At 71.0% G+C, this 19,080-nt stretch carries 23 protein-coding genes; 17 read left to right on the top strand and 6 right to left on the bottom strand.

Going from position 1 to position 19,080, the window contains the following annotated elements; translation table 11 throughout:
• Nucleotides 1–59: 59 nt before the first annotated feature.
• The 3 genes from AB0C15_RS12780 to AB0C15_RS12790 all read left to right on the top strand — a co-directional run bounded on the left by AB0C15_RS12780 (nt 60) and on the right by AB0C15_RS12790 (nt 2,957).
• Nucleotides 60–515 (top strand): hypothetical protein, encoded by a 456-nt coding sequence (locus tag AB0C15_RS12780; protein WP_357351343.1) that lies wholly within the window; start codon nt 60–62, stop codon nt 513–515.
• A gap of 64 nt (nt 516–579) precedes the next feature.
• Nucleotides 580–2,088 (top strand): NAD(P)/FAD-dependent oxidoreductase, encoded by a 1,509-nt coding sequence (locus AB0C15_RS12785; protein WP_357351344.1) that lies wholly within the window; start codon nt 580–582, stop codon nt 2,086–2,088.
• A gap of 23 nt (nt 2,089–2,111) precedes the next feature.
• Nucleotides 2,112–2,957 (top strand): SDR family NAD(P)-dependent oxidoreductase, encoded by an 846-nt coding sequence (locus AB0C15_RS12790; protein WP_357351345.1) that lies wholly within the window; start codon nt 2,112–2,114, stop codon nt 2,955–2,957.
• A 6-nt stretch (nt 2,958–2,963) separates the two neighbouring features.
• Here AB0C15_RS12790 and AB0C15_RS12795 read toward each other — a convergent pair whose 3' ends face one another.
• Together AB0C15_RS12795 and AB0C15_RS12800 are read right to left on the bottom strand one after the other, a co-directional pair.
• On the bottom strand, nt 2,964–4,145 hold the full coding sequence (locus AB0C15_RS12795; RefSeq protein WP_357351346.1) for a low temperature requirement protein A: 1,182 nt from the start codon (nt 4,143–4,145) through the stop codon (nt 2,964–2,966).
• A gap of 20 nt (nt 4,146–4,165) precedes the next feature.
• Nucleotides 4,166–4,588 carry a hypothetical protein gene (locus AB0C15_RS12800; RefSeq protein WP_357351347.1) on the bottom strand — a complete coding sequence of 141 codons (423 nt, stop codon included), beginning with the start codon at nt 4,586–4,588 and terminating at the stop codon, nt 4,166–4,168.
• A gap of 135 nt (nt 4,589–4,723) precedes the next feature.
• Here AB0C15_RS12800 and AB0C15_RS12805 point away from each other — a divergent pair, with 135 nt between their 5' ends.
• The 4 genes from AB0C15_RS12805 to AB0C15_RS12820 all read left to right on the top strand — a co-directional run bounded on the left by AB0C15_RS12805 (nt 4,724) and on the right by AB0C15_RS12820 (nt 8,157).
• The gene (locus tag AB0C15_RS12805; RefSeq protein ID WP_357351348.1) at nt 4,724–5,809 is read left to right on the top strand and encodes an S-(hydroxymethyl)mycothiol dehydrogenase; all 1,086 of its coding nucleotides are present in this window, start codon (nt 4,724–4,726) and stop codon (nt 5,807–5,809) included.
• Entirely contained in the window at nt 5,809–6,438 is a 630-nt protein-coding gene (locus AB0C15_RS12810) for an MBL fold metallo-hydrolase (RefSeq protein ID WP_357351349.1), read from the top strand. The genes AB0C15_RS12805 and AB0C15_RS12810 overlap by 1 nt, the downstream gene beginning before the upstream one ends.
• A gap of 31 nt (nt 6,439–6,469) precedes the next feature.
• Nucleotides 6,470–6,940: a VOC family protein gene (locus AB0C15_RS12815; RefSeq protein WP_357351350.1), complete on the top strand. Its 471-nt coding sequence runs from the start codon at nt 6,470–6,472 to the stop codon at nt 6,938–6,940.
• A 503-nt stretch (nt 6,941–7,443) separates the two neighbouring features.
• Nucleotides 7,444–8,157 (top strand): hypothetical protein, encoded by a 714-nt coding sequence (locus AB0C15_RS12820; RefSeq protein ID WP_357351351.1) that lies wholly within the window; start codon nt 7,444–7,446, stop codon nt 8,155–8,157.
• 60 nt (nt 8,158–8,217) lie between these two features.
• On the opposite strand, the gene AB0C15_RS12825 is transcribed toward AB0C15_RS12820, so the two are convergent.
• Complete coding sequence (locus tag AB0C15_RS12825; RefSeq protein WP_357351352.1) at nt 8,218–9,588, bottom strand: DUF6351 family protein; 1,371 nt, start codon at nt 9,586–9,588, stop codon at nt 8,218–8,220.
• 188 nt (nt 9,589–9,776) lie between these two features.
• Here AB0C15_RS12825 and AB0C15_RS12830 point away from each other — a divergent pair, with 188 nt between their 5' ends.
• The 3 genes from AB0C15_RS12830 to AB0C15_RS12840 all read left to right on the top strand — a co-directional run bounded on the left by AB0C15_RS12830 (nt 9,777) and on the right by AB0C15_RS12840 (nt 12,063).
• Nucleotides 9,777–10,100 (top strand): MazG-like family protein, encoded by a 324-nt coding sequence (locus tag AB0C15_RS12830; protein WP_357351353.1) that lies wholly within the window; start codon nt 9,777–9,779, stop codon nt 10,098–10,100.
• A gap of 259 nt (nt 10,101–10,359) precedes the next feature.
• Nucleotides 10,360–10,944 carry a hypothetical protein gene (locus tag AB0C15_RS12835; RefSeq protein ID WP_357351354.1) on the top strand — a complete coding sequence of 195 codons (585 nt, stop codon included), beginning with the start codon at nt 10,360–10,362 and terminating at the stop codon, nt 10,942–10,944.
• A 144-nt stretch (nt 10,945–11,088) separates the two neighbouring features.
• Nucleotides 11,089–12,063 (top strand): pirin family protein, encoded by a 975-nt coding sequence (locus AB0C15_RS12840; protein ID WP_357351355.1) that lies wholly within the window; start codon nt 11,089–11,091, stop codon nt 12,061–12,063.
• A 283-nt stretch (nt 12,064–12,346) separates the two neighbouring features.
• On the opposite strand, the gene AB0C15_RS12845 is transcribed toward AB0C15_RS12840, so the two are convergent.
• The gene (locus tag AB0C15_RS12845) at nt 12,347–13,015 is read right to left on the bottom strand and encodes a DUF1345 domain-containing protein (protein ID WP_357351356.1); all 669 of its coding nucleotides are present in this window, start codon (nt 13,013–13,015) and stop codon (nt 12,347–12,349) included.
• A gap of 42 nt (nt 13,016–13,057) precedes the next feature.
• Entirely contained in the window at nt 13,058–13,330 is a 273-nt protein-coding gene (locus tag AB0C15_RS12850) for a DUF2795 domain-containing protein (protein WP_030332551.1), read from the bottom strand.
• Nucleotides 13,331–13,488: 158 nt separating this feature from the next.
• Between AB0C15_RS12850 and AB0C15_RS12855 the strand changes: the two genes are divergently transcribed.
• The 5 genes from AB0C15_RS12855 (at nt 13,489) to AB0C15_RS12875 (ending at nt 16,909) form a co-directional block, all read left to right on the top strand.
• Entirely contained in the window at nt 13,489–13,899 is a 411-nt protein-coding gene (locus AB0C15_RS12855; RefSeq protein ID WP_279516351.1) for a DUF2267 domain-containing protein, read from the top strand.
• A 217-nt stretch (nt 13,900–14,116) separates the two neighbouring features.
• Complete coding sequence (locus AB0C15_RS12860; protein WP_357351357.1) at nt 14,117–15,121, top strand: TerC/Alx family metal homeostasis membrane protein; 1,005 nt, start codon at nt 14,117–14,119, stop codon at nt 15,119–15,121.
• A 96-nt stretch (nt 15,122–15,217) separates the two neighbouring features.
• Nucleotides 15,218–15,817 carry a sulfite oxidase-like oxidoreductase gene (locus AB0C15_RS12865; RefSeq protein ID WP_357351358.1) on the top strand — a complete coding sequence of 200 codons (600 nt, stop codon included), beginning with the start codon at nt 15,218–15,220 and terminating at the stop codon, nt 15,815–15,817.
• Nucleotides 15,818–15,824: 7 nt separating this feature from the next.
• On the top strand, nt 15,825–16,589 hold the full coding sequence (locus AB0C15_RS12870) for a ferredoxin reductase (protein WP_357351371.1): 765 nt from the start codon (nt 15,825–15,827) through the stop codon (nt 16,587–16,589).
• Nucleotides 16,590–16,615: 26 nt separating this feature from the next.
• Nucleotides 16,616–16,909, top strand: coding sequence for a DUF6510 family protein (locus AB0C15_RS12875; RefSeq protein WP_357351359.1), 294 nt, complete (start codon nt 16,616–16,618; stop codon nt 16,907–16,909).
• Between the two features lie 21 nt (nt 16,910–16,930).
• Here AB0C15_RS12875 and AB0C15_RS12880 read toward each other — a convergent pair whose 3' ends face one another.
• Nucleotides 16,931–17,338, bottom strand: coding sequence for a pyridoxamine 5'-phosphate oxidase family protein (locus AB0C15_RS12880; protein ID WP_357351360.1), 408 nt, complete (start codon nt 17,336–17,338; stop codon nt 16,931–16,933).
• 135 nt (nt 17,339–17,473) lie between these two features.
• On the opposite strand from AB0C15_RS12880, the gene AB0C15_RS12885 reads away from it, so the two are divergent.
• Nucleotides 17,474–18,196: a VOC family protein gene (locus AB0C15_RS12885; protein ID WP_357351361.1), complete on the top strand. Its 723-nt coding sequence runs from the start codon at nt 17,474–17,476 to the stop codon at nt 18,194–18,196.
• 173 nt (nt 18,197–18,369) lie between these two features.
• Nucleotides 18,370–18,897: a GNAT family protein gene (locus AB0C15_RS12890; RefSeq protein ID WP_357351362.1), complete on the top strand. Its 528-nt coding sequence runs from the start codon at nt 18,370–18,372 to the stop codon at nt 18,895–18,897.
• Nucleotides 18,898–19,080: the final 183 nt, after the last annotated feature.

Raw genomic sequence — 19,080 nt, forward strand, 5'->3', positions numbered from 1 at the left:
GGGGACCGCCCGTACCGTCCCGGCATGGCATTTCGAGCGGAAGGGCCGGTGGGCCGCTGATGGGCGACTTCGACTTCTTCGTGGGCACCTGGAACGTCGTGAACCGGCGGCTGCGCAAGCGGCTGGTCGGCTCTGACGAGTGGGAGGAGTTCCCGGGCGTGTCGGTGGCGCACGGCTTCTTCGCCGGCGGCGGTCACTTCGACGAGATCACGTTCCCGACCAAGGGCTCCGCCGGCGCCACGGTCCGGATCTTCGACCCGGCCCGCGAGGAGTGGTCGATCTACTGGGTGAGCAGCGTCGACGGGGTGCTGGGGCAGCCGCCGATGGTGGGCCGCTTCGTCGACGGGGTCGGCCGCTTCTACGCCGACGACCAGCACGAGGGCCGCGCGGTCCGGTGCCGGTTCATCTGGTCCGACATCAGCGCGACCACCGCCCGCTGGGAGCAGGCGTTCTCGGTCGACGGCGAGCAGACCTGGGAGACCAACTGGATCATGACCTTCACCCGGTCGCTCTAGCGCACTGCCGGCCGTCCGGGGTGCGGTGCTAGGGTCCGACCACCGCCCCGGATGGAGGAACCCGATGGCCTCCGACCACGTCGACGTGCTGATCGTCGGCGCCGGCCTGTCCGGCATCGGCGCCGCCTGCCACCTGCGTCGTGACTGCCCCGACAAGACGTACGCGGTGCTGGAGGCACGCGACGCCATCGGCGGCACCTGGGACCTGTTCCGCTACCCGGGCATCCGCTCCGACTCGGACATGTTCACCCTCGGCTACTCGTTCAAGCCGTGGACCGCGCCGAAGGCCATCGCCGACGGCAGCACCATCCGGGAGTACGTGCGGGAGACCGCCCGGGAGTACGACGTGCCACGGCACATCCGCTTCCGGCACCGGGTGCTGCGCGCCGAGTGGGACAGCGACACCGCCCGCTGGACGGTACACGCCCAGCGCACCGACACCGCCGAAACCGTGGTGCTGACCTGCTCGTTCCTCTTCGCCTGCGCCGGTTACTACCGCTACGACGAGGGTCACACCCCACCCCTGCCCGGCATCGACGCGTACGCCGGGCGGTTGGTGCACCCGCAGCACTGGCCCGACGACCTCGACCACACCGGCAAACGGGTCGTGGTGCTCGGCAGCGGGGCCACCGCGGTGACCCTGGTGCCGGCGATGGCGCGCCGGGCCGCGCACGTGACCATGCTCCAGCGCTCACCGTCGTACATCCTGGCGCTGTCGGCCCGCGACCGGCTGGCCGACGCGGCGCGGCGCTGGCTGCCGGCGAAGGTCGCGTATCCGGTGGTGCGCGCCAAGAACGTGCTGCTGTCCACCGTCACCTTCCAGCTCAGCCGGCGTGCGCCCGGCCTGGTGCGGCGGGTGCTGCGCCGGGCCGCGCGGCGCCGGCTCCCGATGGGGTACGACGTCGACAGGCATTTCTCACCCCGCTACGACCCCTGGGACCAGCGGCTCTGCGTGGCCCCCGACGGCGACCTGTTCACTGCCGTGCGCGACGGCACCGCGTCGGTGGTCACCGACACCATCGACACGTTCACCGCGCGCGGTGTCCGGTTGGCCTCCGGCGGGGAGCTGCCCGCCGACATCGTGGTCACCGCGACCGGGCTCAACCTGCTCGCCCTCGGCGGTCTGACACTGCATGTGGACGGCGTCGACGTGGACCTGCCGAGCACCGTCGCCTACAAGGGCATGATGCTCTCCGGCGTGCCGAACTTCGCCATGACCCTCGGCTACACCAACGCGTCGTGGACGCTCAAGGCCGACCTGGTCGCCGGCTACGTCTGCCGACTGCTGCGGCACCTGGACCGCACCGGCCAGCAGGTGGTGACCCCACTCCCACCGCCCGACGCCGAGCGGGTGCCGCTGATCGACCTGCGCGCCGGCTACGTGCTGCGCGCCGTCGACACGCTGCCGAAGCAGGGTGCGACAGCGCCCTGGCGGTTGCACCAGAACTACGCCCGCGACGTGTTGCTGATGCGGCACGGCCGGCTGACCGACGAGGGGGTGCGGTTCTCCCGCGCCGGCGAGGTGACCGCCCCCCACAGCCCCCCGCGTCCCGTCGCGTCCGAGCGTCGGTGACCCGTCAGCAGAGGAGCAGGAGCGTGCAGAGGTTCGACTTCGCCGGCGCGACCGCCGTCGTCACCGGGGCGGCAAGCGGCATCGGCGCGGCGCTGGCCCACGCGCTGGCCCGCCGCGGCAGCGACCTTGTCCTGCTCGACCGCGACGCCGAGCGGTTGGACGCGGTCACCGCCGCGATCCGCGCCGACCACCCGGACCGCCAGCTCGCCACGTACCTCGTGGACCTCGCCGACCAGACCGCCACCGCCCAGGTGGTCGCGGAGATCAGCCAGCGGCACCCCCGGGTCCGCCTGCTCGTCAACAACGCCGGGGTGGGCCTCGGCGGCCGGTTCGACCAGGTGACGTTCGACGAGTTCAGCTGGGTCATCGACGTCAACTTCCGCGCGGTGGTGCAGTTGACCCACGCGCTGCTGCCCGCCCTCCGCGCCGAGCCGGGGGCGCACCTGGTCAACATCTCCAGCCTGTTCGGGCTGATCGCGCCCGCCGGGCAGACCGCCTACGCGGCGAGCAAGTTCGCCGTGCGCGGCTTCACCGAAGCGCTGCGCCACGAGCTGGTCGACGACGGCATCGGGGTCACCTCGGTGCACCCCGGCGGCATCCGCACCCGGATCACCGAGAACGCCCGGATCGGCAGCGGCGTCCCGCACGACGAGTACGCGGCCGGGCGGGCGCAGTTCGAGAAGCTGCTGACCATCGCGCCGGAGCGGGCCGCCGAGGTGATCCTGCGCGGCGTCGAACGGCGTCGTGGCCGCGTGTTGATCGGCTGGTCGGCGAAGCTGCCCGACCTGCTGGCCCGGATCATGCCGGCCTCGTACAACAGGCTCCTGGTCACCGGCCTGAACCGGGGTGTGGCCCGCGAGGTGGCGTGACCGTGCTCAGGCCGGGCCGGTAACCGCGGCGCGGCGTCCGACGTCGCGGCGGCGCACCAGCACGGTCACCGTCACCAGAGCGACGAGCAGCGCCGCGAGCACGTACACCGGGGTCGGGCCGAGTGGCACGAGCAGCGCCAGCAGCGCGACGACCGGAAAGGCGACGACCACCACGCCGTGCTGGCACGGGCGTACGTGCAGCACCCACACCGTGAGCAGGAAGACCGCGATCGGGATGGCCACCGCGTACCCGGCGGTGACCTCGGAGATGTGCGCGAGGTGCCGTTCGACGTCCACCGTCGCGCCCAGACCGGCACCGACCGCCGCGATCGCCCCGAACACCAGATAGTGGCCATAACCCCAGATCAGGGAGTACGGCAGCCGGTCGGGTGCCTCGATCGGCCGGTCGAAGTAGAGCCACCAGAGCGCGAACACGATGACCGCGCCGGCCGCCGCGAGCGACCACAGCCGGTGTTCTCCGGCGTCGAGCCCGGTCTGGATCGCCATCGAGATGGCCAGGACCGTCTCACCGAGCACGATGAGGGTGAACAGCCCGTACCGTTCGGTGATGTGTCGGGGATGCCAGGGGGTCATCCCGGGACGTTCGGCCACCGCCGGCACCAGCAGTTCGGCCAGCACCAACAGCAGGAACGCCGCCGGGGCCCACTCGGCGGGCAGCAGCAGCCGCAGCAGCCAGCCGAGCTGCACCACGCTCACGCCGATCGCGTAGCGGCGCGCCGCCGGGCGGTGTGCGGGATCGCCGGCCGCCGCGCGGCTCCACTGCACGACGGCGGCCAGCCGCATCACCACGTACCCGTAGGTGATGACGGCGAAGTCGCCGTCGGTGAACGCCCGCGGCACCCCGGCCGCGAGGATCAGCGCTCCGCTGATCTGCACCAACGTGGTGATGCGGTAGACGTCGTCGTCGGTGTCGTACGCGGAGGCGAACCAGGTGAAGTTCACCCACGACCACCAGATCGCGAAGAACACCATCAGGTAGCTGACCACCGCGTGTCGGAGGTGACCCTCGGCGACGTCGTGGTGCAGACTGCTCGCCGCCTGGGCGACCGCCACCACGAAACACAGGTCGAAGAAGAGTTCCAGTGGGGTGGCCACACGGTGCGGCTCGTCGCGGCGACGAGGTCGCATCGGCCGGTAGAACGGCCGCACCGAACGGGAGACGGTCACCTGAGGTCCTCAGGCCGGGCTCAGCCGCGTCGCCGACGCCCGTGGGTCAGCCCCTCCAGGACGAGGGTCAGCCCCGCGCCGACCAGCCAGACGTCCTTGGCGAGCCCCGCGCCGTTCTGGGTCGGCCGGACGCTGCCGGGTTCCCGCATCCCCGGCGTCTTCAGGTACAGCTGCACCAGGCCCGTCCCGAACGCGGTCAGGCCGAGCCCGACCAGCGGCGCCGGGACGAACGGCGCGATCAGCGCGGCCCCCAGGGCGATCTCCGAGTACGACAGCAGCTTCGCGAAACGCGCCGGCTCGAACTGGCCCAGCTGCGGCATGGCGGCGACCGCCATCCCGTGCATGCCCTCCGCGGCGACGCCCTCCAGGTTGCGCTTGCCCAGCCCCGAGTTCAGGAAGTACGCGCCGATGCTGAGCCGCAGCGGCAGGTGCGCGAGTTTCATTGTCACTCCCGTTGGCCGTTGTCGAATGCGGCCCGCGTACCCCGGACCGCCCGCGATAACCCGCCGGGCCGGCTGGGCTGGCCGTGGTCGTCGCGGTAGGTTCGCCCGGGGCCCAGACCACCAGCAGGAGGCGAAGTGAGCCAGGAAGTCCGGGGAGTCATCTCCCGCAGCAAGGGAGCGCCGGTCGAGGTCACCACCATCGAGGTGCCCGATCCCGGGCCCGGTGAGGCGATCGTCCGGATCCAGTCGTGCGGTGTCTGCCACACCGACCTGCACTACCGCGAGGGCGGCATCAACGACGAGTACCCGTTCCTGCTCGGGCACGAGGCGGCGGGCATCGTCGAGCAGGTCGGTGAGGGCGTCACCGACGTCGCCCCGGGCGATTTCGTGGTGCTCAACTGGCGGGCGGTCTGCGGGGTGTGCCGCGCCTGTCGTCGGGGCCGGCCCTGGTACTGCTTCAACACCCACAACGCGAAGCAGCGGATGACCCTCACCGACGGCACCGAACTCGCCCCGGCGCTGGGCATCGGCGCGTTCGCCGAGAAGACGCTCGTGCACGCCGGGCAGTGCACCAAGGTGGACCCGGCGGCCCGGCCCGCCGCCGTGGGTCTGCTCGGCTGTGGGGTGATGGCCGGGCTGGGCGCGGCGATGAACACCGGAAACGTCACCCGGGGCGACTCGGTCGCGGTGATCGGCTGCGGCGGCGTCGGGGACGCGGCGATCGCCGGTGCGGTCCTCGCCGGCGCCACCACGATCGTCGCGGTGGACACCGACGGTCGTAAGCTCGACTGGGCCCGCACGTTCGGCGCCACGCACACCGTGAACGCCTCCGAGACCGACCCGGTCGAGGCGATCCGTGCCGCCACCGGCGGCTTCGGCGCCGACGTGGTGATCGACGCGGTGGGCCGCCCGGAGACGTGGAAGCAGGCGTTCTACGCCCGCGACCTGGCCGGCACCGTGGTGCTTGTCGGCGTACCGACCCCGCAGATGCAGATCGAGTTGCCGCTGTTGGACGTCTTCGGTCGCGGCGGTGCCCTCAAGTCCAGTTGGTACGGCGACTGCCTGCCCAGCCGGGACTTCCCGATGCTCACCGAGCTGTACCTGCAGGGGCGGCTCGACCTCGACGCGTTCGTCACCGAGGAGATCGCGCTCGACCAGGTCGAGACCGCGTTCGAGCGGATGCACCACGGCGACGTGCTCCGCTCGGTGGTGGTGTTCTGATGACCGCCCGCGTGGACCGGGCGGTCACCTCGGGCACGTTCTCCCTCGACGGGCAGACGTTCGACGTGGACAACAACGTCTGGGTGATCGGTGACGACCGCGAGTGCGTCGTCCTTGACGCGCCGCACGACGTGGCGGCGATCCGCGCCCTGGTGGGCGACCGGCGGGTCCGGGCGATCCTGGCCACCCACGCCCACGACGATCACGTGCGGGTGGCCCCCGAGTTGGCCGAGGCCACCGGCGCGCCGGTGCTGCTGCACGCCGCTGACCGGGTTCTCTGGGACATGGTCCACCCGCACCTGCCACCCCACGGTGAGCTGCACGACGGGCAGGTCATCGAGGTGGCAGGCACCACGCTGCGGGTGCTGCACACCCCCGGGCACAGCCCCGGCGCATGCAGTTTCCACGCACCGGAGCTGGGTGCGGTCTTCACCGGCGACACGCTCTTCGCCGGTGGGCCGGGCGCGACGGGCCGCTCGTACAGCGACTTCGACACCATCGTCAAGTCGATCCGTACCCGCCTGCTGACCCTTGCGGCGGAGACGGTCGTGCACACCGGCCACGGCGACGACACGACGATCGGCGCGGAGGCCCCGCACCTGCAGGAGTGGCTGGCGCGGGGCCACTGACCCGACCCGCGGCGGCGCTAGGATCGCGCTCATGACCGCCGACCCGCCCAGGCCAGTCGTCCGTCAGCTGCGTCTCGTGGTGGAGGCCGCCGACCACGAGGCCGCCGTAGCGTTCTTCCGCGACGCGCTGGGCCTGCCGCAGGAGGCGGCGTTCACCAGCGAGGGGGACGCCCAGGTGGTGATCCTGGACGCCGGCCGCGCCACCCTGGAGATCGCCAATCCGGCACAGAAACGCCTGATCGACGAGGTCGAGGTGGGTCGGCAGGTCGCGCCGCGCCTGCGGGTGGCCTTCGAGGTGGACGACGCGGAGGCGACGACCGCCCGCCTGGTGGCTGCCGGGGCGAGCGAGGTCGCGCCGCCGACCCGCACGCCGTGGCAGTCGCTCAACGCCCGCCTCGACGCTCCCGCCGGCCTGCACATCACCATCTTTGAGGAACTCGTCAGGCCCGATGAGCAGGCCGGGACGCACGTCGCCGAGCCTGGACGTGACGGCGACGGCTGAGTGGGCAGCTTCGCGGCTGCGCGCGGCGCGGTAACCGCACGCACCGTGCTTCTTGCGGGCTCTGACCGACAGTGATGACAAACCGCCCCGTCCCGACCCCCATCAACCTCACACGTTTCCTTTGCTCTGCTTACCTATCCGCACCATGTCTCCTGAGCTGCGGATGGGCGCTTTCCGCCGGCCAGGGGTGTTCCTTCGCATCGTCACGGTCCGTACCTGGCGCGTATAGGTAAGCAGAGCAAAGGCTTGTCGCTCGCCGATTGACCCCCGCGCCGAAAACACCCTCCGTCACGGCCCGCACCGTCTGCTCCGCCGAGAGCCGCGATGTCCGAAGGTGCGCCGTGATCGGGACCGCACCCGGCCGCCCCTCCGGCATTTCCGGAATGCCCGACACGTGAACCCGGTTATGTCCCCCGTACCGCCGGAGCTCAAACCCTTTCCGCGGTCACCTCCCGAGGCGCGTTCACCCCGGAGCGCTCCGCACGATCGAAAGGGCAACCATCGTGAAGGCCGACTTCACTCGATGGCTCCCCGCCATCGCTAAGGACTCGTACCGCAAGACCGCGCTGAGTGTGGCGGGTGTGGCCGCCCTCGGCGGTCTGGCGCTCGCGCCGACCGCAACCGCCGCCCCGGTCACCTCCGGACCGCATCAGGGCGCCGTCGCCGCCATCGACCTCGCTACCGGCAAGGCCGCCACCTCGGCGAACCCGGACGAACAGCCAGTCGAGTCGGGTCTCACCACCGGCTCCGCCACCGGCAAGCCGCCGGCGGGCAAGCCGAGCCGCGCCCAGCTGATCCCGCACGGCATCGAGGGCGCCCAGTCGCGCGTACCCCTCGACGACGCGCAGTTGGCCAACGCCCGGGCCATCGTCGACGCCGCCAAGAAGACCGGCGTCGGGGACCGGGGTGCGGTGATCGGCGTCGCCACCTCGTTGCAGGAGTCGAAGCTGTACAACCTCGGCCACCTCGGCGCGTACAACGACCACGACTCGCAGGGCCTGTTCCAACAGCGTCCGTCGTCCGGTTGGGGCACGCCCGACCAGATCACCGACCCGGAGTACGCCGCCACGGCGTTCTTCAGCGCACTCAAGAACGTCGGCGGCTGGCAGGACCTGCCGCTGACCGCCGCCGCGCAGACCGTGCAGGTCTCCGCCTTCCCGTACGCGTACGCGCAGTGGGAGGAGCAGGCGGCGGACATCGTCCAGCAGCTCTGGTGACACCCGCACGACCCGGCGCCGGCCGGTCCCGCTTCGGGGCCGGCCGGCGTCGTCGTGCTCTCAGCAGGCCGGGTAGAGGCGGCGAGTGCCGACCCCGGCCGCGTACGCGTCCCGGTCGCTGAACCGGCAGCCGTAGTCGGGTCGGGCCACCACCGCCGGGTCGGTCACGGTGTCGCCGGCCGGGCGCCTGCCGGCGCGTACCCAGGACACCAGGTCGTCCCAGGCGGCGCCGGCCTCGGCCGCGGTGAACTCGCAGTGCTGCGTCGTTCTGATCGCCCGCTGCACCACCGACCTGCTGCGACCGTGCCGCGCCACATCTGTGGCGTACGCCTGCTCCATGCTGAACGGTACGAACAGGTCACCGAGACCGTGCAGACTGAGCACCGGCGCACTCGGACGGCCGGCGATCTGCGGCACCTCGGTCAGCGTCGGCAGGAGCCGCTGCCAGACGTTCTCCGGGGCGACCCGCTGCACCGTCGCGTTGACGTTGACCGGGCTGTTCGGGGCGTAGCGGGTGAGCAGGTTGGTGGAGAGCTGGCCGGGTCGCTGCGCGGGGGAGTCGCCGGTCCCGGTGGGCACGCTTATCGAGAAGAGGAAGTCCTTCCAGAGCGCGAACGCGGCGTCCGCACCCGGGCGAGGCCCGCCGGAACGGTTCACCGTGATCGCCCGCAGTTGCCTGCCCCGGTCCGTGGTGGTGTCCGGCCCGGTGGGGGTCAGCCCGGCCAGGCCGAGCGCCACCTGGATGCGGGGCACCGCGTTCGTCAGGTAGTCAGCCGGCGTGGGATGGGCCGGCACCCCGGCGAGCGCCTGCGCCACCAGGTTGTAGTCCAGGTAGAAGTCCAACAGCGTCTGATCGCCGAGCACCCCGCACATCGGCAACCCGCCGTCGTAGAAGCCGGGGTACTGCTCCAGCGAACGCCCGATGACGTACCCGCCCATCGACACCCCGGCGATGTAGGTGTGCTGCGGCTGGCGGACCGTCCGCGCGAAGTGGTCGGCGAGATCCTTCGTACCCGAGACCCCGGAGCGGATGTGGAAGCCGTTCCGGTCGTACGACGATGACGCCCAGGCGTACCCCTGCTCCAGGAGGCGCTGGCGAAGCCCGAACCCTGGCGGTTCCGGTGAGAGCACCGTGCCCTGGCCGCGGTAACCATGCGCCCACAACACCAGGTCGCCGTTCCACCGGGCGGGGACCTCGATGATGTACCCGGCGTGCCGGTGCACGCCCTGTCGTACCGTCGTCGGCCTGCCGCCCACGACCAGCGGGGCCACCGGGGGATTCTCGATGGTGTAGCCGGGTAGTGGCTCACCGCCGCTCGCGTCGCGGTCGGTGGCGGTGGCCGGCGCGGCGCCGAGCAGACCGAGCGCGAGGGTCATCGGCACGGTGGCGGCGAGGAGCCGGCGCAGGGCACGAACGGGTGTGGACAGCATCGATGCTCCCCATCGGACGGATGTCGCCCGGGGGCGACCAGCGGGACGGATGCCTACCGGCCGGTAGCGTCCTGAACCTAGAACTGCCGTCGACGAGTGTCAATGGGTACGCTGATCAGCCGGTCAACAGGCTGTCCACCACCACCCGGACGTTCGGCCCGGTGGGCCGATCGGGTTGACTGACAGCCGTGGACGAGTCGATCTGGGAGGCGGCCCGAGCGTCGCGCGGCTGGCTGGACGCGGCGAACGGCACCGGGCAGACGGAACTGACCTGCCGCATCCTCAAGCTCACCGAGGAGGCGGGGGAGGCCTCGGCCGCCTGGATCGGTCTGCTCGGGCAGAACCCGCGCAAAGGCGTCACCCACACCCGCGAGGACGTCGCGGCGGAGTTGGCCGACGTTGCCTTCACCGCGTTGGTGGCCATCGAGAGCCTGGGACTGGACGCACAGGCGGCCCTGGACGCCTGCGCCGCAAAGGTGCGCTCCCGCCTGCCAGCCCGAGACCGCCCCTGATCGCGACGGTTTCCTCGATGTCGGGGTGGACCGCTTGACCGTTATGCCGGCTTTGTGGCGATTCGCGATGAGTCGGGGCGCACCCGGGGGCCGGAATGATGGCCGGGCCGGGGTCGTTACACATGGTCCCGGCGCCACGAGCCCCGCCCGTGAGATCGCCGACCCCGAAGACTTTCCCCCTTGAACATGCAGCGCCGGACGAGGTGCTCACACCCGTCGTACGTGTGCGGGTGTCCTTACCCCCGAAGGAGCTACCCCCATGAACACGATCATGCGTAAGAGCGTGCTGTCTGTTGCTGGTCTCGCGTTCGTCGGCGGTGTGTTCGCCGGTCCGATCGCGCACGTGGCCAACCCGGTCGACGCCAGGCCCGTCGCGGTGGCCGTGCAGGCCGACAAGCCCGACGTCAGCAAGCTGATCCCGCACGGTACCCAGGGCGACCAGTCGCACATCACCTTGAACGACGAGCAGACTGGCAACGTCAAGGCGATCATCGCCGCGACGAAGAAGGCCGGCCTGCCCGAGCGGGCCGCGGTCATCTCGATCGCGACGTCCCTGCAGGAGTCGAAGCTGGAGAACCTGGGCCACCTGGGTGACATGAACGACCACGACTCGCTGGGCCTGTTCCAGCAGCGCCCGTCCAGTGGTTGGGGTACCCCGGAGCAGATCACCGACCCGGAGTACTCGACGACGGCGTTCCTCAAGGGTCTCAAGCAGGTCGACGGGTGGCAGGACATGGCGTTGACCGACGCCGCGCAGACCGTGCAGGTCTCGGCTTACCCGGACGCCTACGCCCAGTGGGAGCAGCAGGCCGCCGACCTGGTCGGCCAGTACTGGAACAGCTGACCCGCCGTAGCACCGCACGACGAGCACCACCGCACCACAATCACCACCGCTGGCCGGCACCCGCTACCCGGGGTGCCGGCCAGCGGTCTTTCTGCTGCGTGGAAGCGCCGGGGTCGCGGGTGGGTGTGCGCGTACAGTCGGGCGGTGGAGCGTACTGAATCGATGCTGGCGCAGACCCGACCGCCTGGCGTGGCCGACGTCGATCCCGGCAGTGTGTTGTTGCCCGGCCACGACGTGCCGTTGGGTCGGTACACCACGGTGCGGCGGCTGCTTCCGCAGCGGGCCCGCCGGATGGTTGGCGCGTGGTGTTTCGTGGACCATTTCGGGCCGGACGACGTGGCGCAGCGCCCCGGCATGGAGGTGCCACCGCACCCGCACACCGGGTTGCAGACGGTGACCTGGCTGCTCGACGGTGAGATTCTGCACCGGGACAGCCTCGGCAACGTGCAGCCGATCGTGCCTGGCCAACTGAACGTGATGACCTCCGGCAACGGCATCGCCCACTCGGAGCGTTCGCCGGCCACCCACCCGCCGGTGATGCACGGCGTGCAGCTCTGGGTGGCGCTGCCGGACCCGGCGCGGGCCGGGTCCGCCGACTTCGCACACCACGCCGACCTGCCGCGCTGGCGGGACGGCGACGTGGACGTCACCCTGCTGGTGGGCGAGTTCGCCGGGGAGCGGTCGCCGGCGGTGGTGCACACCCCACTGGTCGGGGTGCAGATGGAGTTGGGCGGCGGGGCGCCGGCGACGATGTCGTTGCGGCCCGATTTCGAGTACGCCGTGCTGGCGATGTCCGGGTCCGCGGAGGCGGCCGGGGTCGGGTTCGAGCCGGGGGCGCTGCTGTATCTGGGCTCGGGCCGCCGGGAGCTGACCGTGCGGGGCGGGGCGGGTGCCCGGTTGCTGCTGCTGGGCGGTACGCCGTTCGAGGAGCCGTTGGTGATGTGGTGGAACTTCGTCGGCCGGTCGCACGAGGAGATCGCCGCCGCCCGGGAGGACTGGATGGCCGGCGACGGACGCTTCGGTGTGGTTGCCGACGATTCGGCGCCGCCGCTGCCGGCGCCCGCGTTGCCGACCACCCGACTGAAGGCCCGCGACCGCACCGGCGGCCTGCACGGCTGACGCCCCACACCTCGCCGACGTGCCCTGGCCCACATTTCCTCAATTTCTGACCAAACGGAGGATGTTCTGTCGTATGGTTGGTCCCGGCAGTGCTGGCCGCTCGGTTCGGGCGGGCCTCCACCGCCTGGTGACCGCGACCGGTTCGGATGCGGTTCACCGCCTGGGCAGGCTTGCGTGGCGCCCTGGGTCGCGGTTCGTGACCAGGGCGCCCGCCTGTCCCGGCCCTTCGATCGACTCCGCCCCGTGTTGCTCTCCGGGGCCAGCGTGGTTGCCCCGCCAGGCTTCACTTGGCCAGGCCCGCCAGCAGGTTCACGGTCACCGCGATGATGAACGCGCCGAACAGGTACGACACCATCGAGTGCCGCAACACCGTACGACGCATCTCGTTGCTGGTCAGGTTGGTGTCGGAGATCTGGAACGTCGTCCCGATGGTGAACGCGACGTACGCGAAGTCGGAGTAGCGGGGCGGTTCGGGCTGGTTGAAGTTCACCCCGCCGTCCGGGCCGGTGTAGTAGATCCGGGCGTACCGGGCGGCGAACACGGTGTGCACCACGAACCAGGAGAGCACCACGCTGAGCACGCCCAGGCTGCTGTGCAGCTCCCGGGTCAGCCCGGGTGGTGCGCTCTGGGCGCTGGCCACGACCAACCCCACGGCCAGCAGGCTGGCCAGGCAGGCGACGAGGAGCAGGGCGTCCCGGATCGCCCGGTTCGGGTCCTCGTGGACGGCCAGTTGGGCGGTCCGCTCGGCGTCCATCGGCCAGATCTTGTGCCAGACCAGCACGAGCCAGCTCAGCGCGCCCACGTCCCAGCCGGCCAGCGCGGCGAGTGGCAGCGGTAGCACGAACGCGAAGGCGCAGCCGGCGACGACCCCGACGACAGCCACCACGGCGAGCTGCCGCGCGGCTGGGAAGCGCACATCCACCGGCCGGGACGGGCCACCGGTGTAGGTCATCGGTGACGATCCCTTCGCCGGGTTGTGGGCGTCACCGCTGGGTCAGATGCCGCGCAGGTGCTGCGAGACCCGGTTGTGCTTCTTGTCCCGGGCCTGCTCGGCCCGTTGGGCGGGGCCGACCTCGGGGGCCGCCTCGATACCCGCCGACCGGGCCACCTCGGTCCCGTTGGCGTAGTCGACGGGCGGCAGGGCGCGCAGCGCCTTCAGCACGTCCGGCGGGGCACCCTCCCGTTCGGCCTCGCGGACCACGTCGTCCTTCTCGGCCGGGTAGTCCAGGCTCGACAGGTACTGCAGGACGTCGGCGTAGCTCGCCATGGCGTGGGCTCCCTCGCGGCATCGGATGTGGTGAGGACCGGCGGCGGTTACCCGTCCGCCGGCCGGTCACGCCCGCCGGGCAGCGGAAAGCCGGCGCCGTTTCCCCGCCGCCGCCGCGGGTACCCGCAGGCGCCGCCGTGAGCCCAAGGGAGTACGCGATGAACTACGACACCTTCATCGACCAGGTTTCCCAGCGCACCGCCACCTCGTCCGAGCGGGCGGTGGAGCTGACCCGGGCGGTCCTGGAGACGTTCGCCGAGCGGTTGACCGGCGGCGAGGTGCTGGACCTGGCCGCCCAGTTGCCCCAACCCCTGCAACTGGTGCTGAAGCCGAGTCCGAGCACCGAGCAGGCGGACCGTTTCGGCGCCGCCGAGTTCGTCGCCCGGGTCGCGCTGCGCGCCGGTGTGCAGGAGCCCGCCGCCCGGGACGCCATCCGGGCGGTCTTCACCACGCTTCGCGAGGCGATCACCGGTGGCGAGTTCGACGACGTGGCGACGCAACTGCCGCGTGACTACCGGGGCCTGGTCGAGCAGGCGATGGCACCCGGCGCCACGCTGCGCCGTGGCTGACGGCGCTTGGCCCGGGTCCACACAGCGGTTTACCAGGGCAACCATCAATGTCCCGCTTGGTGTGGCCATTCAGCCTGGCCTAACCTAGTCGTGCGAGGGGAGTACTTCCCACGAACCATTCCGGTCAGTACGGCACGCCGGGCGTGCCTCGGGTGGTTGCCCACCAGGTGGTGGGTGAAGGAGACCTCGAACATGACGGTGTTCGAGGAGACCCCACATGAGCCACGTGTCGTACCTGTCCGCCGCGAGTGACCTGTCGTCGGTGGGCACACCCACGCTGTGGGCGGTCACCATCATCGGGGTCGTCCTGCTGTTGGTGCTGGACTTCCTGGTCACCCGTCGCCCGCACGAGGTGTCCATGCGGGAGGCTGTCGGCTGGTCGGCGTTCTACATCGCGCTGCCGCTGGCGTTCGGCGCCTGGATCTGGTCCCGCTTCGGCTCCCAGCAGGGCGTGGAGTACCTGACCGGTTACCTGGTGGAGAAGTCCCTCTCGGTCGACAACCTCTTCGTCTTCATGCTGCTGTTGGCGGCGTTCGCGGTGCCTGCGGTGCTCGCCCAGCGGGTGCTGCTCTACGGCATCGCCGGCGCTCTGGTGCTGCGGGCCGTCTTCATCGCCCTCGGCGCGGCGGCGTTGCAGACCCTCGACTTCGCCTTCCTGCTCTTCGCGATCATCCTCATCGCCACCGCGGTGAAGCTGCTGCGCGACGCCCTGTCCGGGCACCAGCAGGAAGTCGACATCAACAAGATGCGGTCGGTGAAGCTGCTGCGCAAGGTCATGCCGGTGGTCGACGACTACCACGGCACCAGGATGACCGTGCGGCAGGGCGCGAAGCGGGCACTCACGCCGTTCGCCCTGGTGGTGGTCGCGGTGCTGGCCACCGACATCGTCTTCGCCGTCGACTCGGTGCCTGCGGTCTACGGCATCACCGAGGACCCGTACCTGGTCTTCGCCACCAACGCGTTCGCGCTGCTCGGCCTGCGGGCGCTCTACTTCGTCCTGCACGCGGCGCTGAGCCGGCTGGTGCACCTCAGCTACGGCCTGGCCATCATCCTGGCGTTCATCGGTCTCAAGCTGGGTCTGCACTGGGCGCACGGCATCTGGGACAGCGTGCCGCAGATCCCCACCCTGGCCTCGCTCGGCGTGATCATCGGTGTGCTCGTGGTGGTCACCCTGACCAGCCTGCGCGCCACCCGCGGCGGTGACCTGCCCGAGGACCGCTAGGTCGTCGCGGACCGGCACTGACCGCGCCGCACCGGCTGACGACGGGGTACGCGGGAAACCTCCCGCCCCCACCGGCGCGGGTGGTACGACTGTGCAATGGGAATCGTGTCACCGGGCTTCCAGGGTCGGCCCCGAACGCAGGAGCCGGCCCTGCCGCCCGGTCAGTATCTGACCGAGGACTTTCCGGTGCTCTCGGCCGGCCCGACGCCCCGGGTGTCACTGGACACCTGGGAGTTCGTCATCTCCGCCGAGAACGGCAGCGACCACCGCTGGTCGTGGCAGGAGTTGATGGCCCTGCCACAGGAGACGCCGACGGTGGACATCCACTGCGTCACCCGCTGGTCCAAGTTCGGCACCACCTGGCAGGGTGTCTCACTCGACACGCTGCTCGCCGACGTCGACACCGGGGCGCACTACGCGCTCGCGCACTCCTACGGCGGGTACACCACGAACCTGCCGCTCGACGACCTGCGCGGCGGCCAGGCCTGGGTGGTGCACACCTTCGACGGCGCCCCGCTCCCGGCCGAGCACGGCGGGCCGGCGCGACTGCTGGTGCCGCACCTGTACTTCTGGAAGTCCGCCAAGTGGGTCCGCGGCATCCGGCTCAAGACGATGGACGAGCCGGGGTTCTGGGAGACCGCCGGTTACCACGACTACGGCGACCCGTGGCGCGAACAGCGGTACCAGGGTGACTGAGCGCGCCGTGGCGACCAGCACCCAGCGCCGGACGCCCAATCGGTGGCAGGTCGGCCGGCTGGTGGAGCGCCGGGTCGAGACACCGACCGCGCAGACCCTGGTGCTGGAGGTGCCGGACTGGCCCGGTCACCTGCCCGGGCAACACGTGGACCTGCGGCTCACCGCGTCGGACGGCTACCAGGCGGCCCGGTCGTACTCGATCGCCGGGCCGGCGGTGGACGGCCCCGGGGGCCCGCGCATCGAAGTGACCGTGCAGCGGGTGCACGACGGGGAGGTGTCCCCGTACCTCATCGATGTCTTCGGGGCGGGCGACCCGATCGAGGTCCGCGGGCCGCTCGGTGGCTGGTTCATCTGGCGGCCCGAGGAGACCGCGCCGGTGCAGCTCGTCGCCGGTGGCTCCGGCGTCGTGCCGCTGATGGCGATGATCCGGGCCCGACGGGCGGTCGGCAGCAAGGCGCCGTTCCGGCTGATCTACTCGGTGCGCACCCCCGGCGACGTGATCTACGCCGACGAGCTGCGCCGCCGGGGCCGCGACGACTTCGGGCTGGACGTCGCGTACGTCTACACCCGCGAGGCGCCCGAGGGCTGGCGCGGTGAGCCGCACCGGATCGGGCTGGCGGACGTCAACACGCACGGGTGGCCACCGGACCTGGAGCCGCTCACCTACGTCTGTGGCCCGACCGCGTTCGTGGAGACCGTGGCCGACCTGCTGGTGGGGCTGGGTCACCCGTCGCGTCAGGTCAAGACCGAACGCTTCGGCCCCACCGGCTGACCACCCGCCCTGTCGAGGAGATTCCGATGACCGAGATGTCGTACGTGGACGGCAACATGCTCGACGGCCCGATGCGTGAGCTGTTCACCGTCGATCTGAGCAGCGCGATGGGCCGCTGCGAGAACTGCGGGATGACCGGCTCGATGGCCAGCCTGCACGTCTACTCGCACGCCCCGGGGTTGGTCGCGCGGTGCCCGTCGTGTGAGGCGGTGATGGTGCGCCTGGTCCGTGGACCGGACCGGGCCTGGCTGGACATGCGCGGCACCACCTACCTGCAGGTGCCGATGCCGATGGAGCAGACCTTCCCCGGGCCGCTCTGACCCGACGCTTGCCCCGACGACTCACTGGGCGGTGCCCGCGAGCAGCCACCGCCGCACGGGGATCTCCAACAGCACCCGCTCACCGTCCGGGCCGACCTGGCGGCCGACGTCCCAGCCGTCGTACTTGCGCGTGAACGCCTCAACGACGCGACTCGGAAAGTCGCCCCGGTGCACGTGGGCGGCGCCCTCCGCCACCACCGGCGCGTCGCCACCCTCGAGGGCCAGGGACACCCGGGGGTCGTTCGCGACGTTGCGGGCCTTCACGCTGCTGCTCCCACAGCCGACCCAGAACGTCGCGGAGAGGTAGACGAACCAGACCGGCGTGAGGTGTGGAGACCCGTCGCGCCGCAGCGTGCAGAGCCAGATGTTCAGCTCCCGGGAGAGTCGCTCCTCGACGATGGCGGCAAGGGGCGTGGTGGATCGGTTCATCAGGCCAGTTGATCACAGGCCCGCACGTGCCGACGGCGGCCCGTCGGATAATCGGGTGCGAACGGTTCGACCCGTCCCTAGGCTTCCGCCCCGAGGACCGCAGAGCATCCGGTCGGATCGGAGATGACCCGCGCGATGACGTCTCACCTGTTCGCCATCAGTTACGACGCCGCACAACCCGTACGCCTCGGACGGTTCTGGTCCGAGTTCCTGGGTCGGAGCATGGTGGAGGACCCGCGGGACGGCGTCCTGGTCCTGCCGGGGGCAGACCCCGAGATCCGGGTGCGCTTCGTGCCGTTCGACAAGCCGAAGGTCGTGCAGAACCGGATGCACTTCGACCTGACGAGCAGTTCCCTGGGCGACCAGCAGCAGAAGGTGGCCAGGGCGTTGGAGCTCGGCGCGCGGCACATCGACATCGGGCAGGACCCGGACGACGACCATGTGGTGCTCGCCGACCCCGAGGGCAACGAGTTCGACGTCATCGGGCCGGGCAACAACTTCCTTGCCGGCTGCGGCCCCGTCGGCGCGCTGGCCTGCGACGGTTCGCAGGCGGTCGGCTACTTCTGGAGCGCGGCGCTCGGGTGGCCGCTGGTCTGGGACCAGGACGAGGAGACCGCGATCCAGTCACCGCTGGGCGGCACGAAGATCAGCTGGGGTGGTCCGCCGTACATGTCGAACGGCGGCAGGGACCGGGTGCGTTTCGACCTCGCCCCGGCGGTTGGCGTCGACTGGCAGGTCGAGGTCGACCGTCTGCTCTCGCTCGGGGCGACCCGGATCGGCGCCGACCTGGACGAGACGGGCCGACTGGTGCTCGCCGACCCCGATGGTCAGGAGTTCAGTCTGCGGACGCCCCGCTAGCGGCCCGTACCCGCCGGATCGCGCTCGATCACCGATCGAGTGGTTACCCGCGCTGCCGGATGCCACGCCATCACTGTTCGAGCGCGATCACGAACGTGACGCCGCCGCCTTCGTACCGTGCACGCGGCGTCTGGTTGGACACCGACGGTGCTCGTCGGTCAGAGTGATTCGCCGTGAGATACCTGCGTACCGGCGGTCCCGCCGCGATCCGGCGGCCCCGGCCCACCGACTCCGACGAGTTCGTCGCCGCCGCGCGGCGCAGTCGGGACCTGCACCACCCTTGGTTGGCCGCGCCGGCCACCCCGGAGGAGTACGACCTCTACCTGCGTCGGATCCGTCGCCGCGACAGCGCCGGTTACCTGATCTGCGACCGGGCCAGCGGGGAGATCGCCGGCTACGTGAACATCAGCGGGATCGTGCAGGGTGCGCTGCGGGGTGGCTTCCTCGGGTACGCGGCGTTCCTGCCGTACAGCGGGACCGGGCACGCCTCGGCGGGCGTCGGCCTGGTGATCGACCACGCGTTCACCTCGGCCGGGTTGCACCGGCTGGAGGCGAACATCCAGCCGGGTAACGAGCCGTCACGGCGGGTGGCCCGCAAGCTCGGTTTCCGGTTGGAGGGTTTCTCGCCGGACTACCTGTTCATCGACGGGGCCTGGCGCGACCACGAGCGCTGGGCGATCACCGCGCCAACCCCCGCCTGACGCGTCGGACGTCGGCGTCCAACCCCAAGATCCGCGCAGGATCGGGGGGAAGTGCTGCCTCACGAACTGTCGAGACAGCAGGATCCCTGGGGTAGTTCCATCCTGAGTTGGCTGGTCAGGGGGTCTTGACGGCCTGGCGGTGGTGGAGATGGGGCAGGTCAACCATCGGTGATCTTCGGGTTG

The sequence above is a fragment of the Micromonospora sp. NPDC048835 genome (assembly GCF_040649995.1).
Lineage (GTDB): Bacteria > Actinomycetota > Actinomycetes > Mycobacteriales > Micromonosporaceae > Micromonospora.

What these genes read in the sequence shown, in the direction of transcription:
- AB0C15_RS12860 (WP_357351357.1), top strand. Translation starts at nt 14,117, where the DNA reads ATGAGCCACGTGTCGTACCTGTCCGCCGCGAGTGACCTGTCGTCGGTG.
- AB0C15_RS12880 (WP_357351360.1), bottom strand. Translation starts at nt 17,338, where the DNA reads ATGAACCGATCCACCACGCCCCTTGCCGCCATCGTCGAGGAGCGACTC.
- AB0C15_RS12850 (WP_030332551.1), bottom strand. Translation starts at nt 13,330, where the DNA reads ATGGCGAGCTACGCCGACGTCCTGCAGTACCTGTCGAGCCTGGACTAC.
- AB0C15_RS12800 (WP_357351347.1), bottom strand. Translation starts at nt 4,588, where the DNA reads ATGAAACTCGCGCACCTGCCGCTGCGGCTCAGCATCGGCGCGTACTTC.
- AB0C15_RS12780 (WP_357351343.1), top strand. Translation starts at nt 60, where the DNA reads ATGGGCGACTTCGACTTCTTCGTGGGCACCTGGAACGTCGTGAACCGG.
- AB0C15_RS12885 (WP_357351361.1), top strand. Translation starts at nt 17,474, where the DNA reads ATGACGTCTCACCTGTTCGCCATCAGTTACGACGCCGCACAACCCGTA.
- AB0C15_RS12875 (WP_357351359.1), top strand. Translation starts at nt 16,616, where the DNA reads ATGACCGAGATGTCGTACGTGGACGGCAACATGCTCGACGGCCCGATG.
- AB0C15_RS12855 (WP_279516351.1), top strand. Translation starts at nt 13,489, where the DNA reads ATGAACTACGACACCTTCATCGACCAGGTTTCCCAGCGCACCGCCACC.
- AB0C15_RS12825 (WP_357351352.1), bottom strand. Translation starts at nt 9,588, where the DNA reads ATGCTGTCCACACCCGTTCGTGCCCTGCGCCGGCTCCTCGCCGCCACC.
- AB0C15_RS12865 (WP_357351358.1), top strand. Translation starts at nt 15,218, where the DNA reads ATGGGAATCGTGTCACCGGGCTTCCAGGGTCGGCCCCGAACGCAGGAG.
- AB0C15_RS12815 (WP_357351350.1), top strand. Translation starts at nt 6,470, where the DNA reads ATGACCGCCGACCCGCCCAGGCCAGTCGTCCGTCAGCTGCGTCTCGTG.
- AB0C15_RS12810 (WP_357351349.1), top strand. Translation starts at nt 5,809, where the DNA reads ATGACCGCCCGCGTGGACCGGGCGGTCACCTCGGGCACGTTCTCCCTC.
- AB0C15_RS12835 (WP_357351354.1), top strand. Translation starts at nt 10,360, where the DNA reads ATGAACACGATCATGCGTAAGAGCGTGCTGTCTGTTGCTGGTCTCGCG.
- AB0C15_RS12845 (WP_357351356.1), bottom strand. Translation starts at nt 13,015, where the DNA reads ATGACCTACACCGGTGGCCCGTCCCGGCCGGTGGATGTGCGCTTCCCA.
- AB0C15_RS12785 (WP_357351344.1), top strand. Translation starts at nt 580, where the DNA reads ATGGCCTCCGACCACGTCGACGTGCTGATCGTCGGCGCCGGCCTGTCC.